At 69.4% G+C, this 19,049-nt stretch carries 17 protein-coding genes and 2 pseudogenes; 12 read left to right on the forward strand and 7 right to left on the reverse strand.

Features of this window, described 5'->3' with window-relative positions:
• Positions 1-139 precede the first annotated feature (139 nt).
• Positions 140-1,014 (forward strand): IS5 family transposase gene (locus tag ACIQCZ_RS41530; RefSeq protein ID WP_402291279.1). Its coding sequence is split into 2 segments (ribosomal slippage): positions 140-533 and positions 533-1,014, totalling 876 coding nucleotides; the frame shifts between segments, so codons are not numbered across the junction.
• 30 nt (positions 1,015-1,044) lie between these two features.
• On the opposite strand, the gene ACIQCZ_RS41535 is transcribed toward ACIQCZ_RS41530, so the two are convergent.
• The gene (locus ACIQCZ_RS41535; RefSeq protein WP_402291280.1) at positions 1,045-1,488 is read right to left on the reverse strand and encodes a nuclear transport factor 2 family protein; all 444 of its coding nucleotides are present in this window, start codon (positions 1,486-1,488) and stop codon (positions 1,045-1,047) included.
• A gap of 137 nt (positions 1,489-1,625) precedes the next feature.
• Between ACIQCZ_RS41535 and ACIQCZ_RS41540 the strand changes: the two are divergent.
• Positions 1,626-2,331: pseudogene (locus ACIQCZ_RS41540) on the forward strand (class I SAM-dependent methyltransferase); the annotation flags it as partial.
• Positions 2,332-2,363: 32 nt separating this feature from the next.
• On the opposite strand, the pseudogene ACIQCZ_RS41545 reads toward ACIQCZ_RS41540, so the two are convergent.
• Both ACIQCZ_RS41545 and ACIQCZ_RS41550 read right to left on the reverse strand, forming a co-directional pair.
• A pseudogene (locus ACIQCZ_RS41545) lies at positions 2,364-2,585 on the reverse strand (IS630 family transposase); the annotation flags it as partial.
• Positions 2,586-2,776: 191 nt separating this feature from the next.
• Positions 2,777-4,171, reverse strand: a complete 1,395-nt coding sequence (locus tag ACIQCZ_RS41550; RefSeq protein WP_402291282.1) for a helix-turn-helix domain-containing protein — start codon at positions 4,169-4,171, stop codon at positions 2,777-2,779.
• A 435-nt stretch (positions 4,172-4,606) separates the two neighbouring features.
• Between ACIQCZ_RS41550 and ACIQCZ_RS41555 the strand changes: the two genes are divergently transcribed.
• The 7 genes from ACIQCZ_RS41555 to ACIQCZ_RS41585 all read left to right on the forward strand — a co-directional run bounded on the left by ACIQCZ_RS41555 (position 4,607) and on the right by ACIQCZ_RS41585 (position 11,292).
• Positions 4,607-5,443, forward strand: a complete 837-nt coding sequence (locus tag ACIQCZ_RS41555) for a sugar phosphate isomerase/epimerase family protein (RefSeq protein WP_402291284.1) — start codon at positions 4,607-4,609, stop codon at positions 5,441-5,443.
• 5 nt (positions 5,444-5,448) lie between these two features.
• Entirely contained in the window at positions 5,449-6,375 is a 927-nt protein-coding gene (locus ACIQCZ_RS41560; RefSeq protein ID WP_402291286.1) for a Gfo/Idh/MocA family protein, read from the forward strand.
• Positions 6,326-7,549, forward strand: coding sequence for a methionine adenosyltransferase (locus ACIQCZ_RS41565; RefSeq protein ID WP_402291288.1), 1,224 nt, complete (start codon positions 6,326-6,328; stop codon positions 7,547-7,549). Before ACIQCZ_RS41560 ends, ACIQCZ_RS41565 begins: the two co-directional genes overlap by 50 nt.
• Positions 7,546-8,433: a hypothetical protein gene (locus tag ACIQCZ_RS41570; RefSeq protein WP_385133879.1), complete on the forward strand. Its 888-nt coding sequence runs from the start codon at positions 7,546-7,548 to the stop codon at positions 8,431-8,433. The genes ACIQCZ_RS41565 and ACIQCZ_RS41570 overlap by 4 nt, the downstream gene beginning before the upstream one ends.
• Positions 8,433-9,494 carry a hypothetical protein gene (locus ACIQCZ_RS41575; RefSeq protein ID WP_402291290.1) on the forward strand — a complete coding sequence of 354 codons (1,062 nt, stop codon included), beginning with the start codon at positions 8,433-8,435 and terminating at the stop codon, positions 9,492-9,494. Before ACIQCZ_RS41570 ends, ACIQCZ_RS41575 begins: the two co-directional genes overlap by 1 nt.
• The gene (locus ACIQCZ_RS41580; RefSeq protein ID WP_402291292.1) at positions 9,494-10,228 is read left to right on the forward strand and encodes a coenzyme F420-0:L-glutamate ligase; all 735 of its coding nucleotides are present in this window, start codon (positions 9,494-9,496) and stop codon (positions 10,226-10,228) included. Before ACIQCZ_RS41575 ends, ACIQCZ_RS41580 begins: the two co-directional genes overlap by 1 nt.
• A gap of 248 nt (positions 10,229-10,476) precedes the next feature.
• Entirely contained in the window at positions 10,477-11,292 is an 816-nt protein-coding gene (locus tag ACIQCZ_RS41585) for a shikimate dehydrogenase (RefSeq protein WP_385133888.1), read from the forward strand.
• Positions 11,293-11,498: 206 nt separating this feature from the next.
• Here ACIQCZ_RS41585 and ACIQCZ_RS41590 read toward each other — a convergent pair whose 3' ends face one another.
• The 4 genes from ACIQCZ_RS41590 to ACIQCZ_RS41605 all read right to left on the reverse strand — a co-directional run bounded on the left by ACIQCZ_RS41590 (position 11,499) and on the right by ACIQCZ_RS41605 (position 15,926).
• A complete protein-coding gene (locus ACIQCZ_RS41590; protein WP_402291294.1) occupies positions 11,499-12,539 on the reverse strand; it encodes a phosphotransferase enzyme family protein in 1,041 nt (346 codons plus the stop codon).
• Positions 12,540-13,134: 595 nt separating this feature from the next.
• The gene (locus ACIQCZ_RS41595) at positions 13,135-14,043 is read right to left on the reverse strand and encodes a hypothetical protein (protein ID WP_376282554.1); all 909 of its coding nucleotides are present in this window, start codon (positions 14,041-14,043) and stop codon (positions 13,135-13,137) included.
• Positions 14,044-14,191: 148 nt separating this feature from the next.
• On the reverse strand, positions 14,192-14,692 hold the full coding sequence (locus ACIQCZ_RS41600; protein ID WP_402291296.1) for a helix-turn-helix domain-containing protein: 501 nt from the start codon (positions 14,690-14,692) through the stop codon (positions 14,192-14,194).
• Positions 14,693-14,777: 85 nt separating this feature from the next.
• Complete coding sequence (locus ACIQCZ_RS41605) at positions 14,778-15,926, reverse strand: helix-turn-helix domain-containing protein (protein ID WP_402291298.1); 1,149 nt, start codon at positions 15,924-15,926, stop codon at positions 14,778-14,780.
• Between the two features lie 656 nt (positions 15,927-16,582).
• Between ACIQCZ_RS41605 and ACIQCZ_RS41610 the strand changes: the two genes are divergently transcribed.
• The 3 genes from ACIQCZ_RS41610 to ACIQCZ_RS41620 all read left to right on the forward strand — a co-directional run bounded on the left by ACIQCZ_RS41610 (position 16,583) and on the right by ACIQCZ_RS41620 (position 18,958).
• Entirely contained in the window at positions 16,583-16,861 is a 279-nt protein-coding gene (locus tag ACIQCZ_RS41610; protein ID WP_402291304.1) for a GFA family protein, read from the forward strand.
• Between the two features lie 107 nt (positions 16,862-16,968).
• The gene (locus tag ACIQCZ_RS41615; protein ID WP_402291300.1) at positions 16,969-18,216 is read left to right on the forward strand and encodes a hypothetical protein; all 1,248 of its coding nucleotides are present in this window, start codon (positions 16,969-16,971) and stop codon (positions 18,214-18,216) included.
• Between the two features lie 226 nt (positions 18,217-18,442).
• Positions 18,443-18,958: a GFA family protein gene (locus ACIQCZ_RS41620; RefSeq protein WP_402291302.1), complete on the forward strand. Its 516-nt coding sequence runs from the start codon at positions 18,443-18,445 to the stop codon at positions 18,956-18,958.
• Positions 18,959-19,049: the final 91 nt, after the last annotated feature.

Genomic DNA, 19,049 nt, shown 5'->3' on the forward strand with positions numbered 1-19,049 from the left:
CCAGCGCGCCGGGTCGTCACCATGCCCACCGACCGGCACCACTCCCAACGCCCCCGCTCAGCCACCCAACAGCCTCAACTGAAACGGCGAGGCTAGGGTGCGTTTCAGAAGTGGATCTTGATGTGTCAAGATCCACTTCATGGGGAGGCATGATCTGACGAATGCACAGTGGGCGAAGCTGGAGCCGCTGCTCCCGGTCGGAAGCAAGCCTGGACGGCCGCCGGTGCGCACCAAGCGACAGTTGATAGACGGCATACGCTGGCGCACTCGCGCCGGTGCTCCCTGGCGGGACGTGCCTGAGCGGTATGGCCCGTGGGAGACGGCGTACGGACTGTTCCGGCGTTGGCAGCGGGACGGCACCTGGCATCGCATCTTCGAGCAACTGCAGGCCCGGGCCGACGCCGAGGGGCTGATCACCTGGGACGTCTCGGTGGACTCGACTATCGTCCGTGCCCACCAGCATGCGGCGGGTGCCCGCAAAAAGGGGATCTGCAGGTCGAGCCGCCGGGTGGCGTCTTCACCGAGCCTGACGACCACGGGCTCGGACGTTCCCGGGGCGGCCTGACGACCAAGCTCCACCTGGCGGTCGAGCAGGCGCAGAAGCCGATGTCACTGGTGATCACGGCCGGGCAGCGCGGTGACTCCCCGCAGTTCCAGGTGGTCCTCGACCGTATCCGGGTGCCCAGGCTCGGGCCGGGCCGGCCTCGCACCCGGCCGGACAAGGTTCGTGCCGACAAGGCGTACGGCTCCCGCGCGAACCGCGCCTACCTGCGCAAGCGCGGTATCCGCTGCACGATCCCGGAGAAGCGTGACCAGATCGCCAACCGCAAGAAACGCGGCCCTCACGGCGGTCGGCCGCCGAAGTTCGACAAGGCCGACTACAAAGAGCGCCACGCGGTGGAGTGCGGAATCAACCGCCTCAAGCGGCACCGCGCGGTCGCCACGAGATACGACAAGCTCGCCGTCCGCTACGAAGCGACCGTACTGGTCGCATCCATCAACGAGTGGCTGTGACCAGCATCCTCATGCTCGTCCTGGTGGCTTTCACTGGTCTTCGGTGTCGAATGCCTGGGCCACGGCGAGGCTGTCCTCGTAGATATGGTGCCGGGTGACCAAGCCGTCTTCGAAGGTGAGGTGCATAGCGAACCGCGCGCGATACGCACGTCCGGTGGACCGAGCGGTCTGGCGAATCTCGCCGATCACGACCGCGTCGTTTCCGTCGATGAGGATGCGCTCAACCTCAGTCGCCACCTGCTCCGGCACGTGGTGCTCGGCAAGTTCGCGATAGTGGGCGGCCGCGTCGGCCCGGGTGGACCGATGACGGATCCAGGGTGTGGCAGTACGACCGTGCTCGTCCTCCGGCCAGTTCAGCTTCCAATCGCCCCGCTCGGCGTACAGCTCGGCGATGCGCTCGGGGTCGCCCTCACCAATCCTGCGCAGTAACTCCTCAACCGCGGTCCGTGTGTTCGTAGATGTGGCTACGCACATGATTGGCCCCTCCGTATGGTCCGCGTCCTGCTCACGCGGCGAGATCACCAACCTAGCTAGCCCGCACAGTCCGGGCGAGACGATTACCTCCTGAGTAAGGCAGCGCATCATAAAGATCCACTTTCGAAACGCACCCTAGCCGGCCTTCGTATCCTCCCGCGCTCTTTGATTTCATCGAACAGTTCACGAGTCGTCCCCTGGCGGGAGCCCGCGTCGCCGATGTTGGCGCGGGCACCGGAATCGCCACCGCTCTGCTGCGTGAACGCGGAGCTCGCGTGATCGGCGTTGAGCCGGGTGACGCCATGGCCGCCCAGTTCCGCACCGTGCTCCCGGATGTGTCGATCGTGAGAGGTGACGGCAACGCCCTTCCCCTCGCGGACGCCTCCCACGACCTCATCACCTACGCGCAGTCCTGGCAGTGGACCGACAACCACCCGCTCGGTCCCGGAGGCGCTGCGGGTCCTGCTTCCGGGCGGTGCGCTCGCGATCTGGTGGAACACCACCGCTTTCGACGTACCCTGGATCCGTGGGCAGCACCAGCGGATCGCGCAACATTGCGGAGTGAAGCCGATTTTTCGGGTGCGTCCCGACGACAGCGGCGCTATCCGGCTCGCGGGCCTGTCGGGGCTCCGGGTCGCGCGCCGCCATGTGCGGCGGAGCCGTATGGTCTCCCTCGACACGCACCTTGCCAACATCAGCAGTCGCTTGGCGTTCCTTCTCCTTGCCGAGGATGACAAGCGTGCCTTTCTCTGCGAGGAGCGCAGGCGACTGGGCGAAATGTTCCCCGACGAGGCGGTGGATGAGACCTACGTGGTTGATCTGCTGGTGGCCACTCGTCCGTGATCTGCCCAGTGTCCTGGGATTCGGAAGGACGGTCAGGCCGCTCCGGCGATGGGACGGCCGCCGAATCGGATGCCTTTCTCGCTACGGACGCGGGCTCGTTCGCGGCGCTGTGCGGCCAGGATGTCGGGGTGCCGGGCGTTCTGGTTCCGCCAGCGCAGGTAGCGGTGCAACTCACGGGTCTGGACTGTGTGGTTGGGGTGGTTCGAGTTGGCGAGGGTGAACTGCCGCAGCGGCCCGAAGTGGGCCTCGATCGGGGGCCGACAGGCTCCGCGCCACGACCGACGTCCCGCGCAGAACCCGCTGACCGCGCCTGTCCAGACGGCTCACCGACCCCGCCTGGAGGGATTTCCCTGGCGGTCAGTTCGCCATTCCGGCGTGAGCACATCGGAGAGGCGACCATTGCGCCGTACGGTACAAGTTTGTGTCCGTTCGGCAGCGGCGGGTCTCATGCGGCGACGGCTCCGGTGCGTGCCGCGAACTCTCTGAGGCCGGGCAGGCTTCCGGGCCGGTAGAGGAGATCTGCGGTGAGCGTGCGCACTGCGGGGCGGCGGACTTCTTCGGGGGCCGTGTGCTCGATGGCTCGCAGCGCGATGAAGGTACGGCGCCCGTCGCCGAGTTGGTGCCACATACGGGCCGTGTCGGTGAGGTAGCGTGCGACCCTCTCGGTGTTGGCCAACTGCGCGGGTTCGACACGGCGGACGTATTGAACGGCGTCGTCGGGTGTGCCGAGGACGGTAAGGCTGCTGATCCGGTACATCGAGACCTCGGCAGGACTCGCCGAGATCGTGAAGAGGCCGGCAGGCCTTCCGCTCTCGGCGGCGGGGATGCGGCCGGCTGTCTCCTCCGCCTCCTGGAGCAGGTCGAGTGCGGTGCTGCGGCGGCCCCCGGATGCGGCCGTGTAGGCCGCGGTCATGAGCAGGCAGACGCGGGCGGCAAGGGTGTCAGCTTGCGGGCCGCTCTTCTCCGCGACCAGTGAGGTCGCAGTGCGGGCCAGGAAATCGACGGCGGCCGCGCTGCGGCCCGCACGGCGCATGGTGATGGCCAGGACCCGTGCTGCGTCGCTGAGGGGACGCGGGTCGCCGCTGGCCCGTGCGGCAATAAGGGCACGGTCCGCAGTGGCCCAGGCGGCTTCGGAGTGCTGTTTGACGGCGAGTTCGGTGGCCAGGACGTAGGCGCGGGCGACGGCCGCCTGGGCCCGCTCGCGCGTGCGGCCGGTGGTGGCGTCCCGGGTCGCCTCTGCCGTGGCGATCAGCGGGGGAAGGGCACTGCCGAGGGCGGTGTAGCGGGCACCCGAGAACAGCCTGCGGGCCGTCGCGAGCGCTTCAGCGAGATCGCTGAGGGTCGTCGGTCTTCCGGCCACCGGCTCGAACAGGGCCCGTTCCATGGCGGCGGCCGGGTTCTGGCTGGCCGGTTCTGCCGCAGCGGCTTCGGAGCTGGTACCAGTGATCAGAACGGCGCCGAGTCCCAACGCTCCGGTCATCAGTTCACGACGTCGCACATCGTCCTCCAGCTCGGCTCCGGTCACCTTAGCGGCCATCAGCAGCGGCACGGGCGAGTTGCGGCGAGCCGGGTGATCAGTGCTGCCCGTTTCCCCGGCGAGGCCCAGGAGGGAGAGCGGGATGGCGAGGCCCTCGGCGATCCGCGTCAGGACATCGACGCTCTGGACCTGGCGTACGCCTCGCTCGATCGCGCTGACGTCGGACTGGGCGAGCCCGGCGAGCGAGCCCACGGTGGTCTGACTGGCGCCCGTGTACTGCCGGAAGTGTCTGATCGCGGCCGCAAGATCGCGTTCTGCGAGGGCGCGTCGGGCCTTCTCGTGATCCCACAGATCGACGGGCACGACTAACGGGGACTGGCTGCGCACGGTGTGATCTCCCCCTTCGGGGCAGCGGCATGACCTTGCCTCAGCGTAGAGCCACCGTGACCTCCTGTCAGGACTTTGGCCGCGACGCTAAAGGCCCGCCCTATAGGGCCGCCAGCTGGGTTTCCCCCTCGATTCTTCCCAGTCTGTGAGTGCACAGAGAACCTCCCGCGCAGCGGCCGGTGACCGTCCGGTTTCCGCAGCTCTGCGCTGGGCTCATCCCTGCTCGAAGGAGTGTTCCGACATGCCGCAGCCGCCTTCTCCGCCTCCGCCGCCGCCCCCGCCGGGTCCGATCCCGACGCAGCCCGCGCCGGGTGGCGGTTCGTAAGTCCCGGTACCTGGCCGTGCGTTTCGCCTGCGGCGGGGCGCACGGCCGCCGCTGTCTCAAGCGCAGACATCGACAAGGAGAACCTCGTGCAGGGAATCATCGCGCTCAACCCCGACGAGCTGGGGCAGGACCCCGCTGTCGGTATGGATTTGGCCCTCGCGCTGGGCTTGGGCCACCTGGAGATCCGCACCGCCTACGGCTCGAACGCCCTCGTCCTGGACGACGCGCAGCTTCGCAAGGTCCGGCGGCTGGCCGACGAACGGGGCCTTGGGGTGGCGGCGCTGGCGTCCCCGCTGTGGAAATGGTGCCGCCCCGAGGCCACACCCGGCAAGGTCGACAGCTTCGGCTTCCCCACCCAGATACCGGCCGAAAACCGAGAATGCTGGGTGGACCGCGCGCTCGCCGTCGCCGGCATCCTGGGCACCGACCGCGTCCGTGTCTTCTCCCACCTGTCCGTGGGCGAGCAGACGGAGACGTTCCTGGGGGACCCGCTGCTGACGTACGCCCTTAAGGCCGCGGAGCGGGCCGGGGTGCGGCTGCTGCTGGAGAATGAGCCGGTGTGCACGGTCGTCGAGCCGGCATCGCTCCTGGACGTGCTCCGCGAGCACACTGGCCTGGGGTTGTGGCTCGACCTGGGAAACCTGTACGAGGTCGGCCACGGCACGGCGGCAGCCGTCGAGGCCCTCGCCCCGTACGTCGAGTACGTCCACATCAAGGACTACGTGCCGCGTGACGACGGCATGAAGCACTTCGTGGCGGCGGGAGCCGGCGACGTGCCGTATGCCGATTTGCTTCCCGTCCTGCACCGGGTACGGCCGGTTTTGCCGTACGCGCTGGAGACACACGTGCGTGAGAATCCGGGCGACGCTCTGACGCGTGGCGCGGCGTTCCTGCGTGGTGCCGTCCCGGGCGGCCTGGCGTGAGGCGGGTGCTGCTCATCGGCTCGGGGGAGGTCGGAGCCAAGCACGTCGAGGCACTGAACCGAACCGACGGAATGGACCTGGTCGGCGTCGCCGATCCCTCTCCGGTCGTCTCTCCGCCTGCCGGGGTGCCGTTGTTCGCCCGGAGGGAGAGCGCACTGGACAGCCTCGCGCCGGATGTGGTGGTAGTGGCGACGCCGCCCGGCACCGCACTGGTGGCCGCCCGCGCCGCGGCGAGGGGCGGAGCGGTCGTCCTGGTGGAGAAGCCGGTCACGCTCGATCCCAGTGATCTGGCAACAGCGCCGGAAGACGAGCGGATCTTCGTTGCCTTCCAACCGCACTTCGCCCCCGGAATCGCCGGGCTGCTCGACCAGGCCCCTGCGGTACGTCAGGCCGAAGTGATGCTGGTGTGCCGCCGGGACCGCGCCTACTACCGGACCTGGCGCACCCGGTACGCCACCGCCGGGGGCGTCCTGCACCAGCAGGCCATTCACGGCCTGGCCCTTGCCCTGCGGCTCCTGCCTTCCTCGTCCGTCAGTTCCTGCACCGCCGAGATCCACCGCGAACGGCGGTGGGCCGAATCTGAGGACCGCATCACCGCAGCCGTGGCGTTGGACAACGGTGCGTGCCTGACGGTGGACGCCCGGGTCGACAGCGTTGACCAGCCGCGCCGACACGAGGTCGTGTTGCACCTGGACGACGGACAACAGGTGCATGTGCGCGGCCGGAACCTCGAAGCCGGCCTCGGCGATCCGCTGTCCGCGCCCGGCGACCTGGCGTTGCGCCAGGCCATGTACCGGGCCCTGCCCACCGGTGACACCGGACCGCGCCACCCTTCCCTGTTCCCGCTCGCCCAGCTCCGCCGCACCCTGGAGGTCATCGATCATGCCTACCGCACCGCACGCAACGCTTCTGAGGCCGGTACTGCCGCATGACCTCGGTGTCGAGGTCGTCGAGCGCAAAGGCGTCGGGCACCCGGACACCCTCGCCGACTCCATCGCCGAGCTGGCCTCGATCCGCTACAGCGAGTACTGCCTGCGCGAGTTCGGCGCCGTCCTGCACCACAACCTCGACAAGGTCGCCGTCCTCGGGGGGCGCGCCCGCTTCGGGGACACCGACGGCGTCTACGACCGTCCCGTCCGCGTGATCTTCGGCGGCCGGATATCCACCTCCTTCGCCGGCCGTGCGATCCCCGTGCACGAGATCCTGGAAGCCGCGGCCGCCGAGCAACTGCGCACCGCTCTGCCGGGGTTCGAGCGCATCACCTGGCGGGCCCAGCACGAGACGACCGACTCCTCCAAGTTCGAGCGCTGGTTCGCCCCCCAGAGCCTTGAGGACCTTCCGGAGCACCCCACCGCATTCTCGAATGACACCGCGTTCCTCGTCGGCACCGCACCGCGGACCACGGCCGAGACCGTCGCGCTGCTGACCGAATCGTGGTTCCGCCAGCAGCCGTGGGCGGGCAGCGACATCAAGGCCCTGGTCATCCGCGACGGGCACGCGCTGAACATCACCGTGTGCGTCCCGGCCCTGGCCGGACACCTGTCCAGCAGCGCGGAGTTCGAGGACGTCGTCAGGCACACCGCCCAGGAACTCACCAACCAGCTCCTGGGGCGCCTGCCCGGACCGGTCACGGTTGTGTGCAACACCCGCAACAGCCGTACAGGCCCTCTGTCGGGCCAGTACTTCACCGTCTCCGGATCGGCGATCGACTACGGCGAAGACGGGCTGGTCGGCCGGGGCAACGCCCGCTCCGGGCTGATCACCCCCGGCCAGCAGGCCGGAAACGAAGCCCTGTTCGGGAAGAACCCGGCCTACCACGTGGGCAAGGTCGGCGGGTGGCTCGTCGACGAGGCGAGCCGAACGCTCGCCGAGCAGGCCGGGCCTTGCCGCATCGCAGTGATGTGGCGCAACGGGAGCGCCTACCCCGAGCCCGCTTCCCTCGACATCACTACCACACACCCCGACCCGGCGAATGCACAGCTGGTACGGGACGCGCTGCGCCGCACCGACTGGGTGGCCGACCTCGTGGACAACCAGCGCTACCTGCCCACCGTTGTGCCGGCTGCCGAGCTTCTGGCAGAACTCGACCCGCCCACACGGCCGTGAACCCGGCCGCCGTGGCGACCGGCCACGTCACTGCTGCTCTGGAGCTCCCTGCGGGGCTGGACACGGGCCCGGCCGTCACGGCGGCCAATCAGCTCCCCGGGGGCTGGCACCTCCTGGGCCCGGGCTCCGAGAGCCGGGACCGCACGGCCGTGACGGTGACCTACGCCGACGCAGAGCCGACGGTCGCCGTGGACAGACAAGGGGTCCGTTTGAGCCTTCCCCCCGTCGCGGCCCGGTCCGCGACGCTGGCCTACACGACGTACACCGCGCTGGAGCGGGCCCGCCAGCAGCAGCGGATGCTCACCCTCCACGCCAACGCCGCCGTCACGCCGAGCGGATGCGGTGTTCTGCTGCTGGGCAACAAGGGCGCGGGCAAGACCAGCGTGACCCTGGCCCTCGGCGCACGCGGATGGACCTACGCCGGTGACGACCTGGCCGTCCTGGCCGAGGACGGGAACCAGCTGCTGATCATGCCGGGCAAGGGCACGGCCGCCGTCCGCCCGCAGGACCCGGAGCTGTGGCAGGCCTCGAAACCCGTCGTCGGCCTCACCCCGTTCCTCCGCGCCCCCGTTCCCCTGGCCGCGGTCATCCGCCTCACCGTCCACCCCGCCGTTCCACGCCCCGTACTGGTGCCGGCCACACCGTTCTCCGTGAACGAGCAGCTCCGTCTCCACGAGGCCCTCGCCCGTTACATCAGCGGACTGCCCACCCCGCTGACCGGCCCCACCGGGGCGCCGTACGGAACGGTGTGGCCGCTGGACGACCTCACGCTTGCCCGCTGGCGGACCCACCTGATCGCCCGGCTCGAACAGCACCCCTACACCTATCTGTACGCGCCCGATCCGCAGGCCGCCGCCGACCTCATCAGCAAGGAGTACGTGTGATGCCGAAACCTGCTGCCGCGATCCTGCCCAGCCGGAACGAAGCCGCCACCATCGCTGCCGTCACCGCCGCAGTGGACACCGCGCTTGACGATGCGCGGTCGGTCATCGTGCACGCCGACTCCTCCGACGCCCCCGGCACCGCCGCACATTTCGCCGCCACCCCCACCCGGGCCGTGAAGGTTGCACGGACAGGGCTGGAACGGGGCAAGGGCGCCCAGATCCTTGCCGCGGCCCGACGCCCGGAGATCGCCACCGCCGAGGTTGTGCTGATAGCCGACACCGACACCCGAAACCCGGACCCGGCCGTCTACCGCGCACTGCTGGACCGGGTACGCGACGGGGCTGCCCTGGCAATCGCCGACTACCCGCGCCACTGGGACGAGGCCAACCTCACCAACCACCTCGCCCGTCCGCTCATCGCCGCGGCCACCGGACACGACGTGCCGCAGCCCCTGGCCGGAGACCTCGCCGTATCCCGCGAGGCCCTGGCCGCCGCCGTGCGAGCAGCCGCAGCGCTGCCCGGCGCACTGGCGTCATGCACGAACGGGTACGGCATCGACGCCTTCCTGCTGCTGACAGCCGCCGCGATCGGCCCCGTCACCTCCGAACAGATCAGCGAGCCCAAACAGCATGCCGGGTCCTTCCCACATCTCCCGGCCATCTTCCATCAGGCCGTCCCGGTCCTGCTGCACCTGACTGCCGCCTGGAGCCCGCCCCCCACACCACCTGCCAACGAACCGGCCATTTTCCGGGCCGCCGACCGTGCGCTCGCGCCCGGCAGCCTCCGGGCCATGCTGACTACGCTGGAGGGCCTCGCCCCACTCCCGGACGGATACGATGACGGGCCCTGGCCACTGCCCGTCGCAGACGCCTGGCGTGCCGTCAACTCCGGTACCCCGGCCGTTGATGCGGCCCACCGGCTGTGGCCGCACTATCTGCACCGTGTCCGCGACTGGCTTGCCAGCGGGCAGCACGCCACCACACGGCAGCGGGCCCAGAACCTCGCCGCCGCCCACGCCCGCCTGCACACCGTTCTCATCCCAGCAGCAGGAGCTTTGTGATGACCGCCCCCTCCACTTCCGGCTTCTCCGCCTTCGCCCTGGAGCCCTTCCCCACGGTTCAGCCCGGCGACGATCTCGCCGCCGCCATCACCGACGTCCTCACGAACACCAGCACCGTTCTTCGCGACGGGGACGTCGTGGTGGTAGCCAGCAAGGTCGTGTCCATCGCGGAGCAGCGCTACGTCGACCTGGCCACCATCACCCCCTCACCCCAGGCCGAGGAACTGTCTGCCAGGACGGGCAAGCCCGCCTCGGTTGTCCAGCTCATCCTGGACAACTCCACGGAGCACTTCCTGGCCACCGAACGCGGCCCGATCATCGCCCGGCACACCCTCGGCTACCAGCTCACCTCGGCCGGGATCGACCGCGCCGGGGCAGACGGCGCATGGCTGCTGCCGGTGGACCCGGACGCCTCCGCCCGCGCCCTGCGCGATGCCCTGATCACCTCCACCGGCGCGGACGTGGCGGTCGTCATCGCCGACTCCGACGGCCGAGCCGACCGGCGCGGGGCGACCTGCATCTCCATCGGCGCCGCGGGGGTGGCACCCCTGCGGATCACCGAGCACGGCGACAAACGGCAGCAGGAGACCCTCACCGACATGATCGCCGCCGCTGCCGGGATCATCCTCGGCCAGCGAGGCCGCGGCGCACCCGTAGCAGTCCTGCGTGGTATCGCGATCGAGCACAATGACGCAGGAGTCGCCACGATGCTTCACCACGCCCCCCGCTCTTGAACTGCCCTTCCTGATCACTGGCCCCAGCGACGCCATCGGCACGCCTGGCCGCCGAAGAGCGCCCACGGCATACCGCTGCGGCTGCTCGACCGGCGGCCGTCGGCAACTCCGAACGCGGGTAGCAGGGCGCTGGCCGGAAAGTCCTGAGCCACCAGCCCGCCGGCCACGGCCCCAGGGTGGGACCGCTCATCTACCGCCGAACAGGCGCCCGCATTCCCCGGCCACGAACACCCATACAGGAGAGCGCGATGAAGCAGCTCGCCGTCCTCGGATCACCCATTGGACAGGCACTCTCTCCGGCCCTGCACCGCGCCGCGTACCAGGCCCTCGGCCTGGACTGGACCTACCGTGCAATCGACTGCACCCCCGACCGGCTGGCCTCCTTCCTCGCCTCCCTCGACGGAACGTGGGCCGGCCTGTCCCTGACCATGCCGCTCAAACGCATCGCCGTCCCGCTCCTCGACCGGGTGACGGACACCGTCGTGCGAATCGGCGCGGCAAACACCATCGTCGTGGCGGACGGCCAGCTCATCGGGGAGAACACCGACCTGTACGGCATGACGCAGGCGCTCCGCGAAGCGGGCGTGACCACAGCAGCCGACGTCACAGTCCTTGGCGCCGGGGCGACCGCCTGCACAGCACTGGCCGCCGCCCGGGAACTGGGCTGCGATCAAGCACGAGTCATCGCCCGCGACGTCGGCCGAGCCCGCCCAACGCTCGAGACCACAGCCGAGCGGATCGGCATCACGATCAGAGTCGAACCCTGGGCAGTGGTCGGGACGTACCTGACCGCCGATCTGGTCGTTTCTGCACTGCCACCCGGAGCCACCGACGGTCTCGCATCGCTCTGGACACCCGCCGCCGGCACCCTCATGGACGTCGTCTACCAGCCATGGCCAACCCCCTTCGCGTACGCGGCGAAAGCAGCCGGGCGGCGCGTCGTCGGAGGACTGCCGATGCTCGTGCACCAAGCCGCACAGCAAGTGGTTCTGCAGACGCAGTGCCCCAAGGCGCCCTACGCGGAGATGCTGAAGGCCTGCCAATCAAGGGCCAGCACGCTTTGATCCGCCGATGGTGAGCATGACCGCAGCGGCTCCCAGGGGCCTCGGTTGGCGGGAGCGGGAGGGCCGAGGCGGAAGCCGCCGTGGAAGGCGATGAAGGCGATACGGGTGCACCTGACCGTGGCGTCCACGATCCGCTCGGACGCGCGTCCGAGCGGCCGACCATGATCAAGTGGGCGTTTCCGATCTGAGTTAGTTCATTGCCGCTCCTAGGTGAGGGTGCCCGGGTAGGGGTGCCCCTCCACGTACGCCTGCATGCTCGCCACGATGCCGGCGATGCGTCCCGGTCCCCATGAGGCGACGACGGCGTTGACCGGTGCTGCGGCGGTGACGAAGTTGAGGATGAAGGCATCGCGGAGCAGCAGGTAGGGCTCCAGGAGCCGGACGAGGCCAGTCGGCAGGGGTCGCACCGCGGCGTAGCCGGCCAGGTATGCGCGCACGAACTCCTCGTAAGCGCCTGGTACTTTCCGCGCGATCCGGTGGACGGAGGAGAGCGCGGTGGCGATATCGATCAGGAAATGACCCACGCCGCAGTCATCGAAGTCGATGACGCCGACGCCGCCGCCAGGCAACGCGAGCAGATTCTCGAGGTGAAGGTCGCCATGGATACGCCCGCGTTCGTCCTGGCCGCCTTCTTGGAGGGCCGGTGTGATCAACTCGGCGACCCTGCGGAGCGCATCGGTGCCGCTGGTGCCCAACTGCTTCTGCGCGGTGGGATCGGTGAGGGCATGCCCCTTGAACAGGATTGTCTCCGCGTCCCAGACCAGCCGATCGAAATCCAGCAGCGGAACCGTCGCGGAGTGCTGGTGCACACGGGCAGTCGCGCAGCCCATCTCCTGCGCCACGCCGGGCTGACGGTAGGGAGGCTCTGCCGTGCCAGGAAGCCAGTGAAGGAGAGCGAGGGTGGACGGTTCGTCATGGCCGGGGACTTCGACGGGGACCACATATCGGCCGTCAGCGGTGGTGACGGGCTCGGGGACGGCGACCGTGCGGGAGGCAGCCAGGTTTTCCAGCCATTGCATCTCGCTGCGCTGCTGGTGGGCAGGGCGTCCGTCGCGGACGGACAGGCGTGCGACGTAGGAACCTTGACCTGGCGGGGTGACGCGCCAGACGGCGTTGTCCTCGTACTGCTGGACTTCCATTCGTACGGCCGCGCCGTCGAGTCCGTAGTACTCGCTCAGCGAGGCTCGGGTCAGTGATTCGAGCAGATCGAGCTGCGCGGCGTGGGGAAGGTGAGAGAAGGACGGCACGGGGGGCACGGGCTTCCTCGATGGTCGGGAGTGGGAAAAATCGTAGCGCGGGCCGGCCAGCACGCTGTCCACGAGGCCCTTGTGCCACCGCCGACCCTACTTGGCCCGCTCCGCGTCTCGTCCCGCCGAGAAGCCGAATCCCGCGTGCACCCAGAGCGCGGAACTACCAGGCAGTGGGATCGGCGAGTTCGGTGAAGGGCTGGCGTGCGGCTCTGGGGATGCCGAGGCGTTGGCGTGCCTCATGGACGGCGTCGAGCTGATCTGCAGCCGACGGACCCCAGTTGAAGAGTTCGACGGCCTGTTCGGGGGTGGCGAGGACACGTGTATAGATGTGACCGGTGGCCGGATCCGGCCGGACGGGGCCGACATGGGTGAGGGCGGCTTGCTCAGCCGTCGGCGTGGTCGTCTTGGCGGCTTCATTCGGGGTTGGTGTCGAGGTGGGTGATCGGGATGCCGCCGTCGTCAGATCCGACGTAGGTGAATTCCTGGTGCCCGACTTCCGCAGCTTCCCAGTGACCGCCCCCGGGGGATCTCCATGCTTCGGTCGGGGCTTTCCAGACGCGAGTAGCTTGCGGGCTCAGGGGTGGTGTGTCTGTCACCGGTTGCGGCGGCGAGCCTCGTTCAGGGCTTCGGCTGCCCGAGCAACCTCCTGGGCAGCTTCTTTGGTTGCTCCTGCGGCGTCCTTGAGCTCCCATGCCTGGCCCTCCAGGTTCCCCAGCTTGTCCGTGGCGTTCGACAGCGTGTTCGCGATGCCCTCCAGGCCCCGAAGTCGTTGAGCGGCCGACGCGATCGCGGCTGCATTGCCTTCGAGGCCTTGCAGATCGTCAGCGGCGTCCGCCAGCGTGCTGGCACTGTCCGCCAGCCCTCTCAGGTCGTGTGCGGCCTGGCTGAGCGTGTTCGCGTGGTCTTCCAGCCCGCTCAGAGAGGCGGCTGCATCGCTCAAGCGCACGACGATGTCTTCGGAGACACCGAAGCGCTGGACGCGAAGGTCCGCGAACTCGGACGTCGCGATCTTGAGCAGTGAGGCGACTTCCGGGGCGGACTGAGCGAACTCGTCGAGCGCCGGGCCAAGGCGGTCGACGAACTCGGCCTGGGCCTCACGAATGAGTTCCCCAAGGTCGGCCTTGGTGAGGTCGCCGAGGCCTTCGAGCGCGTCGACTCCATCGGCTTCGCGGGCGTCCTTCCACTCGAGAAGCACCTCGATAGGGAACTCCCCGCTGCGGGGCCCGTCGACCACCTTGTGGTGGACATTGCAGAGCAGGATCAGGTTGGAGAAGTGGTTCCGCTGGGTCTCAGTCCAGGTCGCATCGGCCCGGGGACCGTTGTCCTCGAGCGCGCGGATGTGGGCGATCTGCAGGTTCTGGATGGGATCGCCTGCGACCATGCGGACGGTGGGCTCGTTGCAGCCGGGCCAGTAGCAGCCGCCGCGGGCGAGAGTGAGGAGTCCTGCGACAGTGCCGCTGCTGTAGTTGCGCCGCGGCTTCGGCTTCTTCGGCGAAGTCATGTGTGTGCCCCCTCAGTTGACGACGTCCCGGCAACTTTAGGGATCGCCACTGACAACTGCGAGTGGCTGCAGTATGACACCGGGTGTCGGAACGGGATTCAGCAGGGCCCTGACCCCCTGGCGCACCGGGAGCCGGCCGTCCGCGAGTTCATCCAGCGAACCCGGAAGGAACTCGGCGTTGCCGCCTGAACCTCACCCCGTAGGCGGCTGCGTGCAGGTCGGCCAGCAGCGTCGGCAGCCCGGAGGCGAGGGTGCCGTATTCGGCCCCGTGATAGAGCCGGTTGGCCTTCGCTACCCGTTCGGCCAGCACCGCCGCCGGAACCTCCGGTGGGCGGCGGTCCGGTGGAGTGGCCATGGTCAGGCCCATCAGCGTCAGCCGCAGGGCGGGGACCGCCTCGTGGGCTGCGCTGGTGTGCGGGTCCACCGGGGCGAAGGGCTGGCACGTCAGTTCAGACGGGGCGATCTGCAGGGCCTCGGCGAAGGAGGTGATGAGGCTGGAGCGGTCCAGCAGCCGCTGGCCGTTCTCCACCATCGACAGGTAGCCGGCCGAAACCCCGGCCAGGCCCGCGAGGCTGCGCAGACTCATCCCGCGCTGCCGGCGGGCCGACCGCAGACGCTCGCCGATCCTCCGAGCCTGCTCTTCATTCATCGTCCCCGCCTCAACTCCCGTGCCTCAGACGTAGCGTAGGGCGAGCCTGCCGCCCCAGGGGTCTTTCCCCGCCAGACGGGCGGCATCACCGCAGCCCGGCCCGCTCGGCCAGATCCCGCACCGCCGCGGCCTGAACAGTGGTGCGGTCGGTGAGCGCGGCGACCAGGTCCCGGGCGAAAGGGTCCAGCCGCAGCCGCAGCGGTGCCGCCGCATCGGCCTCGACGAGCCGGGCGGCAGCCTCATCGGCACGGCCCTGGCGGGCCTCGGCCGCCGCGGCGACCACCAGCAGACTGGAGCGATGGGCGCCGCCGAGTGCGGCATGATCCGCCGCGCGGGCATAATCGGAGGCCTCCGCCGCATCCCCCACCTCGGCCGCTACGGCGGCGCGGGCCGCGATCACCAGGGCCGCCTCCCGTGCGCCGTCGGCCCGTTCGGCGGCCGTGGCAAGAACTTGCTCGGCCTCCGGGCGGCGTCCAGCCATCGCCTGGGCGACGGCGGCCAGCACCGAAAGCTCCCAGCCCGCGCCGACCTCCTCGGCGCGGCCGGCGCGGGCCAGCGCGTACTCCGGCAGGCCGAGGTCGATCAGCAGCCTTACCTCCTCAACCAGCACCGGCAGCGGTTCGCGCGTGCCGGGACGGGCCCGGTGCAGCAGCATCCACGCCAGGTCCTTGTAACCGAGACGCCGTAGCAGCCCGGCGGCGAGCACATGTGCGTCCACACGCAGCCGCACCGCCTCTTCCCACCCGGGCCCCGCAGAGGCGGCCATCGCGCGGTCGGCCGCCTCGATCAACTCCGGCAGCTCGAGCGCGAGATGGTGCTCATCGCCCCAGGCATCCGCCCGCGCGGCGGCCCGGGTCCGTTCCGCCAGCTCCTCCAGCAGCACGCCGGGGGCCGCATCCGCTTGTCGGCGGACCAGACGGCGCCGCAGGTGGAAGGCGACCGCCCGCACCGCCGCGTGCTCCTCCCCACGTGGCGGGTAGGGCTGCCCGGTCAGGTCCGCGACGTCCAGCCGCAAGGCGGCGGCCAGCGCCGCCAGTCGGCCACGGCGGTCCACCCACTCCCGGCCCGTCTCCAGCCCCGCGAGGTAATCGCGCTCCAGGCCGGTGCGGGAGACAAGGTCATCCCGGGTCAGTTCCCGGAGGCGGCGCCAGGCGGCCAGACGGGCCCCAATCGGGCCGCTGGCGGCCGTCTCGCCCAGCTCGCGCATCACCAGATTGCTCGCATACCCACTCACCCGAACCGTGTGCTCTGCCAAGACAAACGTCCATGCATCCCCTTCAGGACAGGGTCAGGTTCCCCGTGGCAGGACGCAAATGCCTGGCGCGCGACACATTAGTCACACCACTGAAGACCGCGCGAACTGGCAGGTGACGCGCCCAGGCAGAGTGAGGGCGGGCTCGGGCCGGCAGGACCACGACGTTGCCCCCTGGCTGTCACAGCCATTCGTCCTCCCGCATCGACCCGCCCCGCGTCGCCGCCCGAAACACCACCCCGCGCGTCATCGACGGCCCCGGCACCCTGAACGTCGGCACCTGGCGCGACGCCGGAAAGACCGTCCGCGCCCCCCGACGCCCCTGAGCCGCAGATTCGTCGCCCTGCCCGTGACGCCTCAGCAATCGGCGCACGCGGCCGAGGCCACGCCAGAGCCGCCAACAGCGTCCTGACGATCACGGAAGCGATGGCACACTGATGGGACCAACTCACCCAGAACGCCCGGGAGATCACCATATGAACGCCACCCTCGCCGCCGACGCCCCGGGAGCCGAAACAGCTGGGGAACGTACCGGCGGCTGCCTGTGCGGCCGCATCCGTTTCACCACTCGGGGTCCGGCAGTTTTTGCCCACACCTGTGCCTGTCCCCACTGTCAGAAGCTCGGCGGCACACCAGTGATGTGGTGGGTGGGATTCGAGACGGTCACCTGGACCGGTGAGGGCGGCGAGCCGACCTGGTACGAGACCTTCGAAGGCGAGGCGAAGCGCGGCTTCTGCCCGACCTGCGGTAGCCGCGTCGCGGCGATCGACAGCGACATCCCGGAGATGGGCATCAACGTCACGGCCCTTGATGACACCAGCGGTCCAGACCTCGTGCCGATCCACGCGTCCTTCCGCGAGAACGCCGTGCACTGGCTGCCCCCGGTGCCGGAGACCGAGCACAGCATTGCTGGTTGACCGCCTGTCCACGGATCGGGAGACGTCACCTGCTCCCTCGAAGGCCCTGGTCGGTGCTGCGTACCTGGGGCTCCTGATGCTTTCCTCCAGGTCAGACCGGATTGTCAGTGGCTGCTGTCACGATGCGATCGCGCTGCGTCACACCGTCTGGAGGAATGGGGCATCCCTTGGGTAAGGCATCACGTCGTCGCCGCCAGCATCAGCAGGGACAGGGGCAGTCGCGCCCGCTGGCGCTGACCTTCTGCGACGTCGACTTCGATCGCGGCTCTCGAGCCCACGGACGCGGGGTCGCCCCCGCGCCGCCGGAGGGCTGGGTGATCGGCCGCGCCGGGCTCGTCCATGCCGAATGGAACGGGGCCGAACTCCGCGTCACGGGGCAAGAACTGATCGAAGGGCCCCGCCCTGCCAGCCGCCTGATCAACGCTCTGCACGGAAAGCGGCTAGTCATCGGCCACGGCATCCTCACCGCCGACTTTCGCGCGGCCGCCATGGTCACCGACGTCCCGGACTCCCTGCTCAAGCGGACCGTCGACACGCTTGCTTTCGCTCATCGTATTCGCGGCAAGCGCTACCCCACTGGCTGCGGCCTGGACGCGCTGGCGAAGGCCAACCTCCGCGATCCGCGCGCCAAGCCCGCCCATCCGTCTTCCGCCCCCGGACTTCGGCCGGGCGGCGGCATGCACGGCATGTCTCCCGAGCGGGGCGACAACGACCCGCGCGAGGACGCGCTGACCGTTGCCCGCCTCTGGCAGACCATGGTCACCACGCAGGCACTCTCCTGGGGGGCAGGAAACCCCTCCTGGACTCACTACCACGGCAACACCCGCCCTGGCACGCCCGCCGGCGCCGCCGCCCTGGCGGACGAGAACATCGCCGAGCTCACCGGACAGCAACGGCAGATCGAAGCCGTCGAATGGGCGCAGCGAGTCCGTTTCGAAGGCCGCGTCATGCGGCCCACCAACACCGACTCCGTGGCCGCCATGCTGGCCCTCCACTCCGCCAAGGACCTCCCCGCACCCCAGCAGGTCCGCGAGCTCGCAGACGCCCTCCAAGAGGCTGGAAAGATCCCGCCGGGCCATCTGGACAGCGAGGACCTCCTCACCGCCGTCCAGTGCCTCGGCCCCCGCCAGAACATCGACGTCCGCGAGCGCATCCTCAACGGCAAGAAACTCACCAAACTTCTCAGGGAAAACCTCGCCATCTATCTCTGGGAAGTCACCCATCCGGAGTGGATGAAGGTGTTCTGGGAAACCCGCAAACTCGCCAGGACCACCGCTATCGGTGAACTTCGTCTGTCACACCTCAAGCTCGAGCAACGCAAGATCCGCGGACGCGTGCTCAACGTCTTCGACTAGGACGCTGCATGGCCGGAATCCCTGCGAACTAATCTGGCCCTGCCCTACTTTGGCGAGATGATTCAGCTGTTACAGCGAGCAGGGTCGCTCCTCGAGTGGCGCGGCGGTAGGTCACCCAGAGAGGCCATCTTGGACGCGGCCCTGTACCTGAACACAAGGACTTGACAGGGAAACCAGTGTCTGCCGCCACTGTCAGAAGCTCGGCGGCACACCAGTGATGTGGTGGGTGGGATTCGAGACGGTCACCTGGACCGGTGAGGGCGGCGAGCCGACCTGGTACGAGACCTTCGAAGGCGAGGCGAAACGCGGCTTCTGCCCGACCTGCGGCACCCGCGTCGCGGCGATCGACAGCGACATCCCGGAGATGGGCATCAACGTCACCGCCCTCGACGACACCAGCGACCCAGACCTCGTGCCGATCCACGCGTCCTTCCGCGACAACGCCGCGCACTGGCTGCTCCAGGTCCCCGACACCCAGAAGAAGAGCCCCGTCGGCCCCCGGACCCCGCACCCTCCTGGGACCGTCTGCGCCACGTCCGGCCCGCCGTCCGCCCTGTCCCACACGCCGCCCAGAAGGCACACCATCGTGCTCACCCCGCAGGCGACCAGCGAGTACGGCGCCCTGCGTCACGTCTGCGTGGGCAGTCCCAGCTCCTCGGCCGAGGTGCTCAGGCCGACACCGCTGCCCTACGAGACCTCCTTGGCCGGTTCCAAGAACGGGCCACGCCCGCGCGGTATCTAGCCTCGGGCTTTCACGAGGTGGGTTGTCCGATGCTTGATCAAAAAAGCGGAGAGTGCCCCTGACCTGCAACGATGGGACTTGTCTAGGGTCC

The organism is Streptomyces sp. NPDC093149 (genome assembly GCF_044754145.1).
Taxonomy (GTDB): domain Bacteria; phylum Actinomycetota; class Actinomycetes; order Streptomycetales; family Streptomycetaceae; genus Streptomyces.

What these genes read in the sequence shown, in the direction of transcription:
- ACIQCZ_RS41565 (WP_402291288.1), top strand. Translation starts at nt 6,326, where the DNA reads ATGCCTACCGCACCGCACGCAACGCTTCTGAGGCCGGTACTGCCGCAT.
- ACIQCZ_RS41585 (WP_385133888.1), top strand. Translation starts at nt 10,477, where the DNA reads ATGAAGCAGCTCGCCGTCCTCGGATCACCCATTGGACAGGCACTCTCT.
- ACIQCZ_RS41575 (WP_402291290.1), top strand. Translation starts at nt 8,433, where the DNA reads ATGCCGAAACCTGCTGCCGCGATCCTGCCCAGCCGGAACGAAGCCGCC.
- ACIQCZ_RS41595 (WP_376282554.1), bottom strand. Translation starts at nt 14,043, where the DNA reads ATGACTTCGCCGAAGAAGCCGAAGCCGCGGCGCAACTACAGCAGCGGC.
- ACIQCZ_RS41610 (WP_402291304.1), top strand. Translation starts at nt 16,583, where the DNA reads ATGTGGTGGGTGGGATTCGAGACGGTCACCTGGACCGGTGAGGGCGGC.
- ACIQCZ_RS41535 (WP_402291280.1), bottom strand. Translation starts at nt 1,488, where the DNA reads ATGTGCGTAGCCACATCTACGAACACACGGACCGCGGTTGAGGAGTTA.
- ACIQCZ_RS41600 (WP_402291296.1), bottom strand. Translation starts at nt 14,692, where the DNA reads ATGAATGAAGAGCAGGCTCGGAGGATCGGCGAGCGTCTGCGGTCGGCC.
- ACIQCZ_RS41580 (WP_402291292.1), top strand. Translation starts at nt 9,494, where the DNA reads ATGACCGCCCCCTCCACTTCCGGCTTCTCCGCCTTCGCCCTGGAGCCC.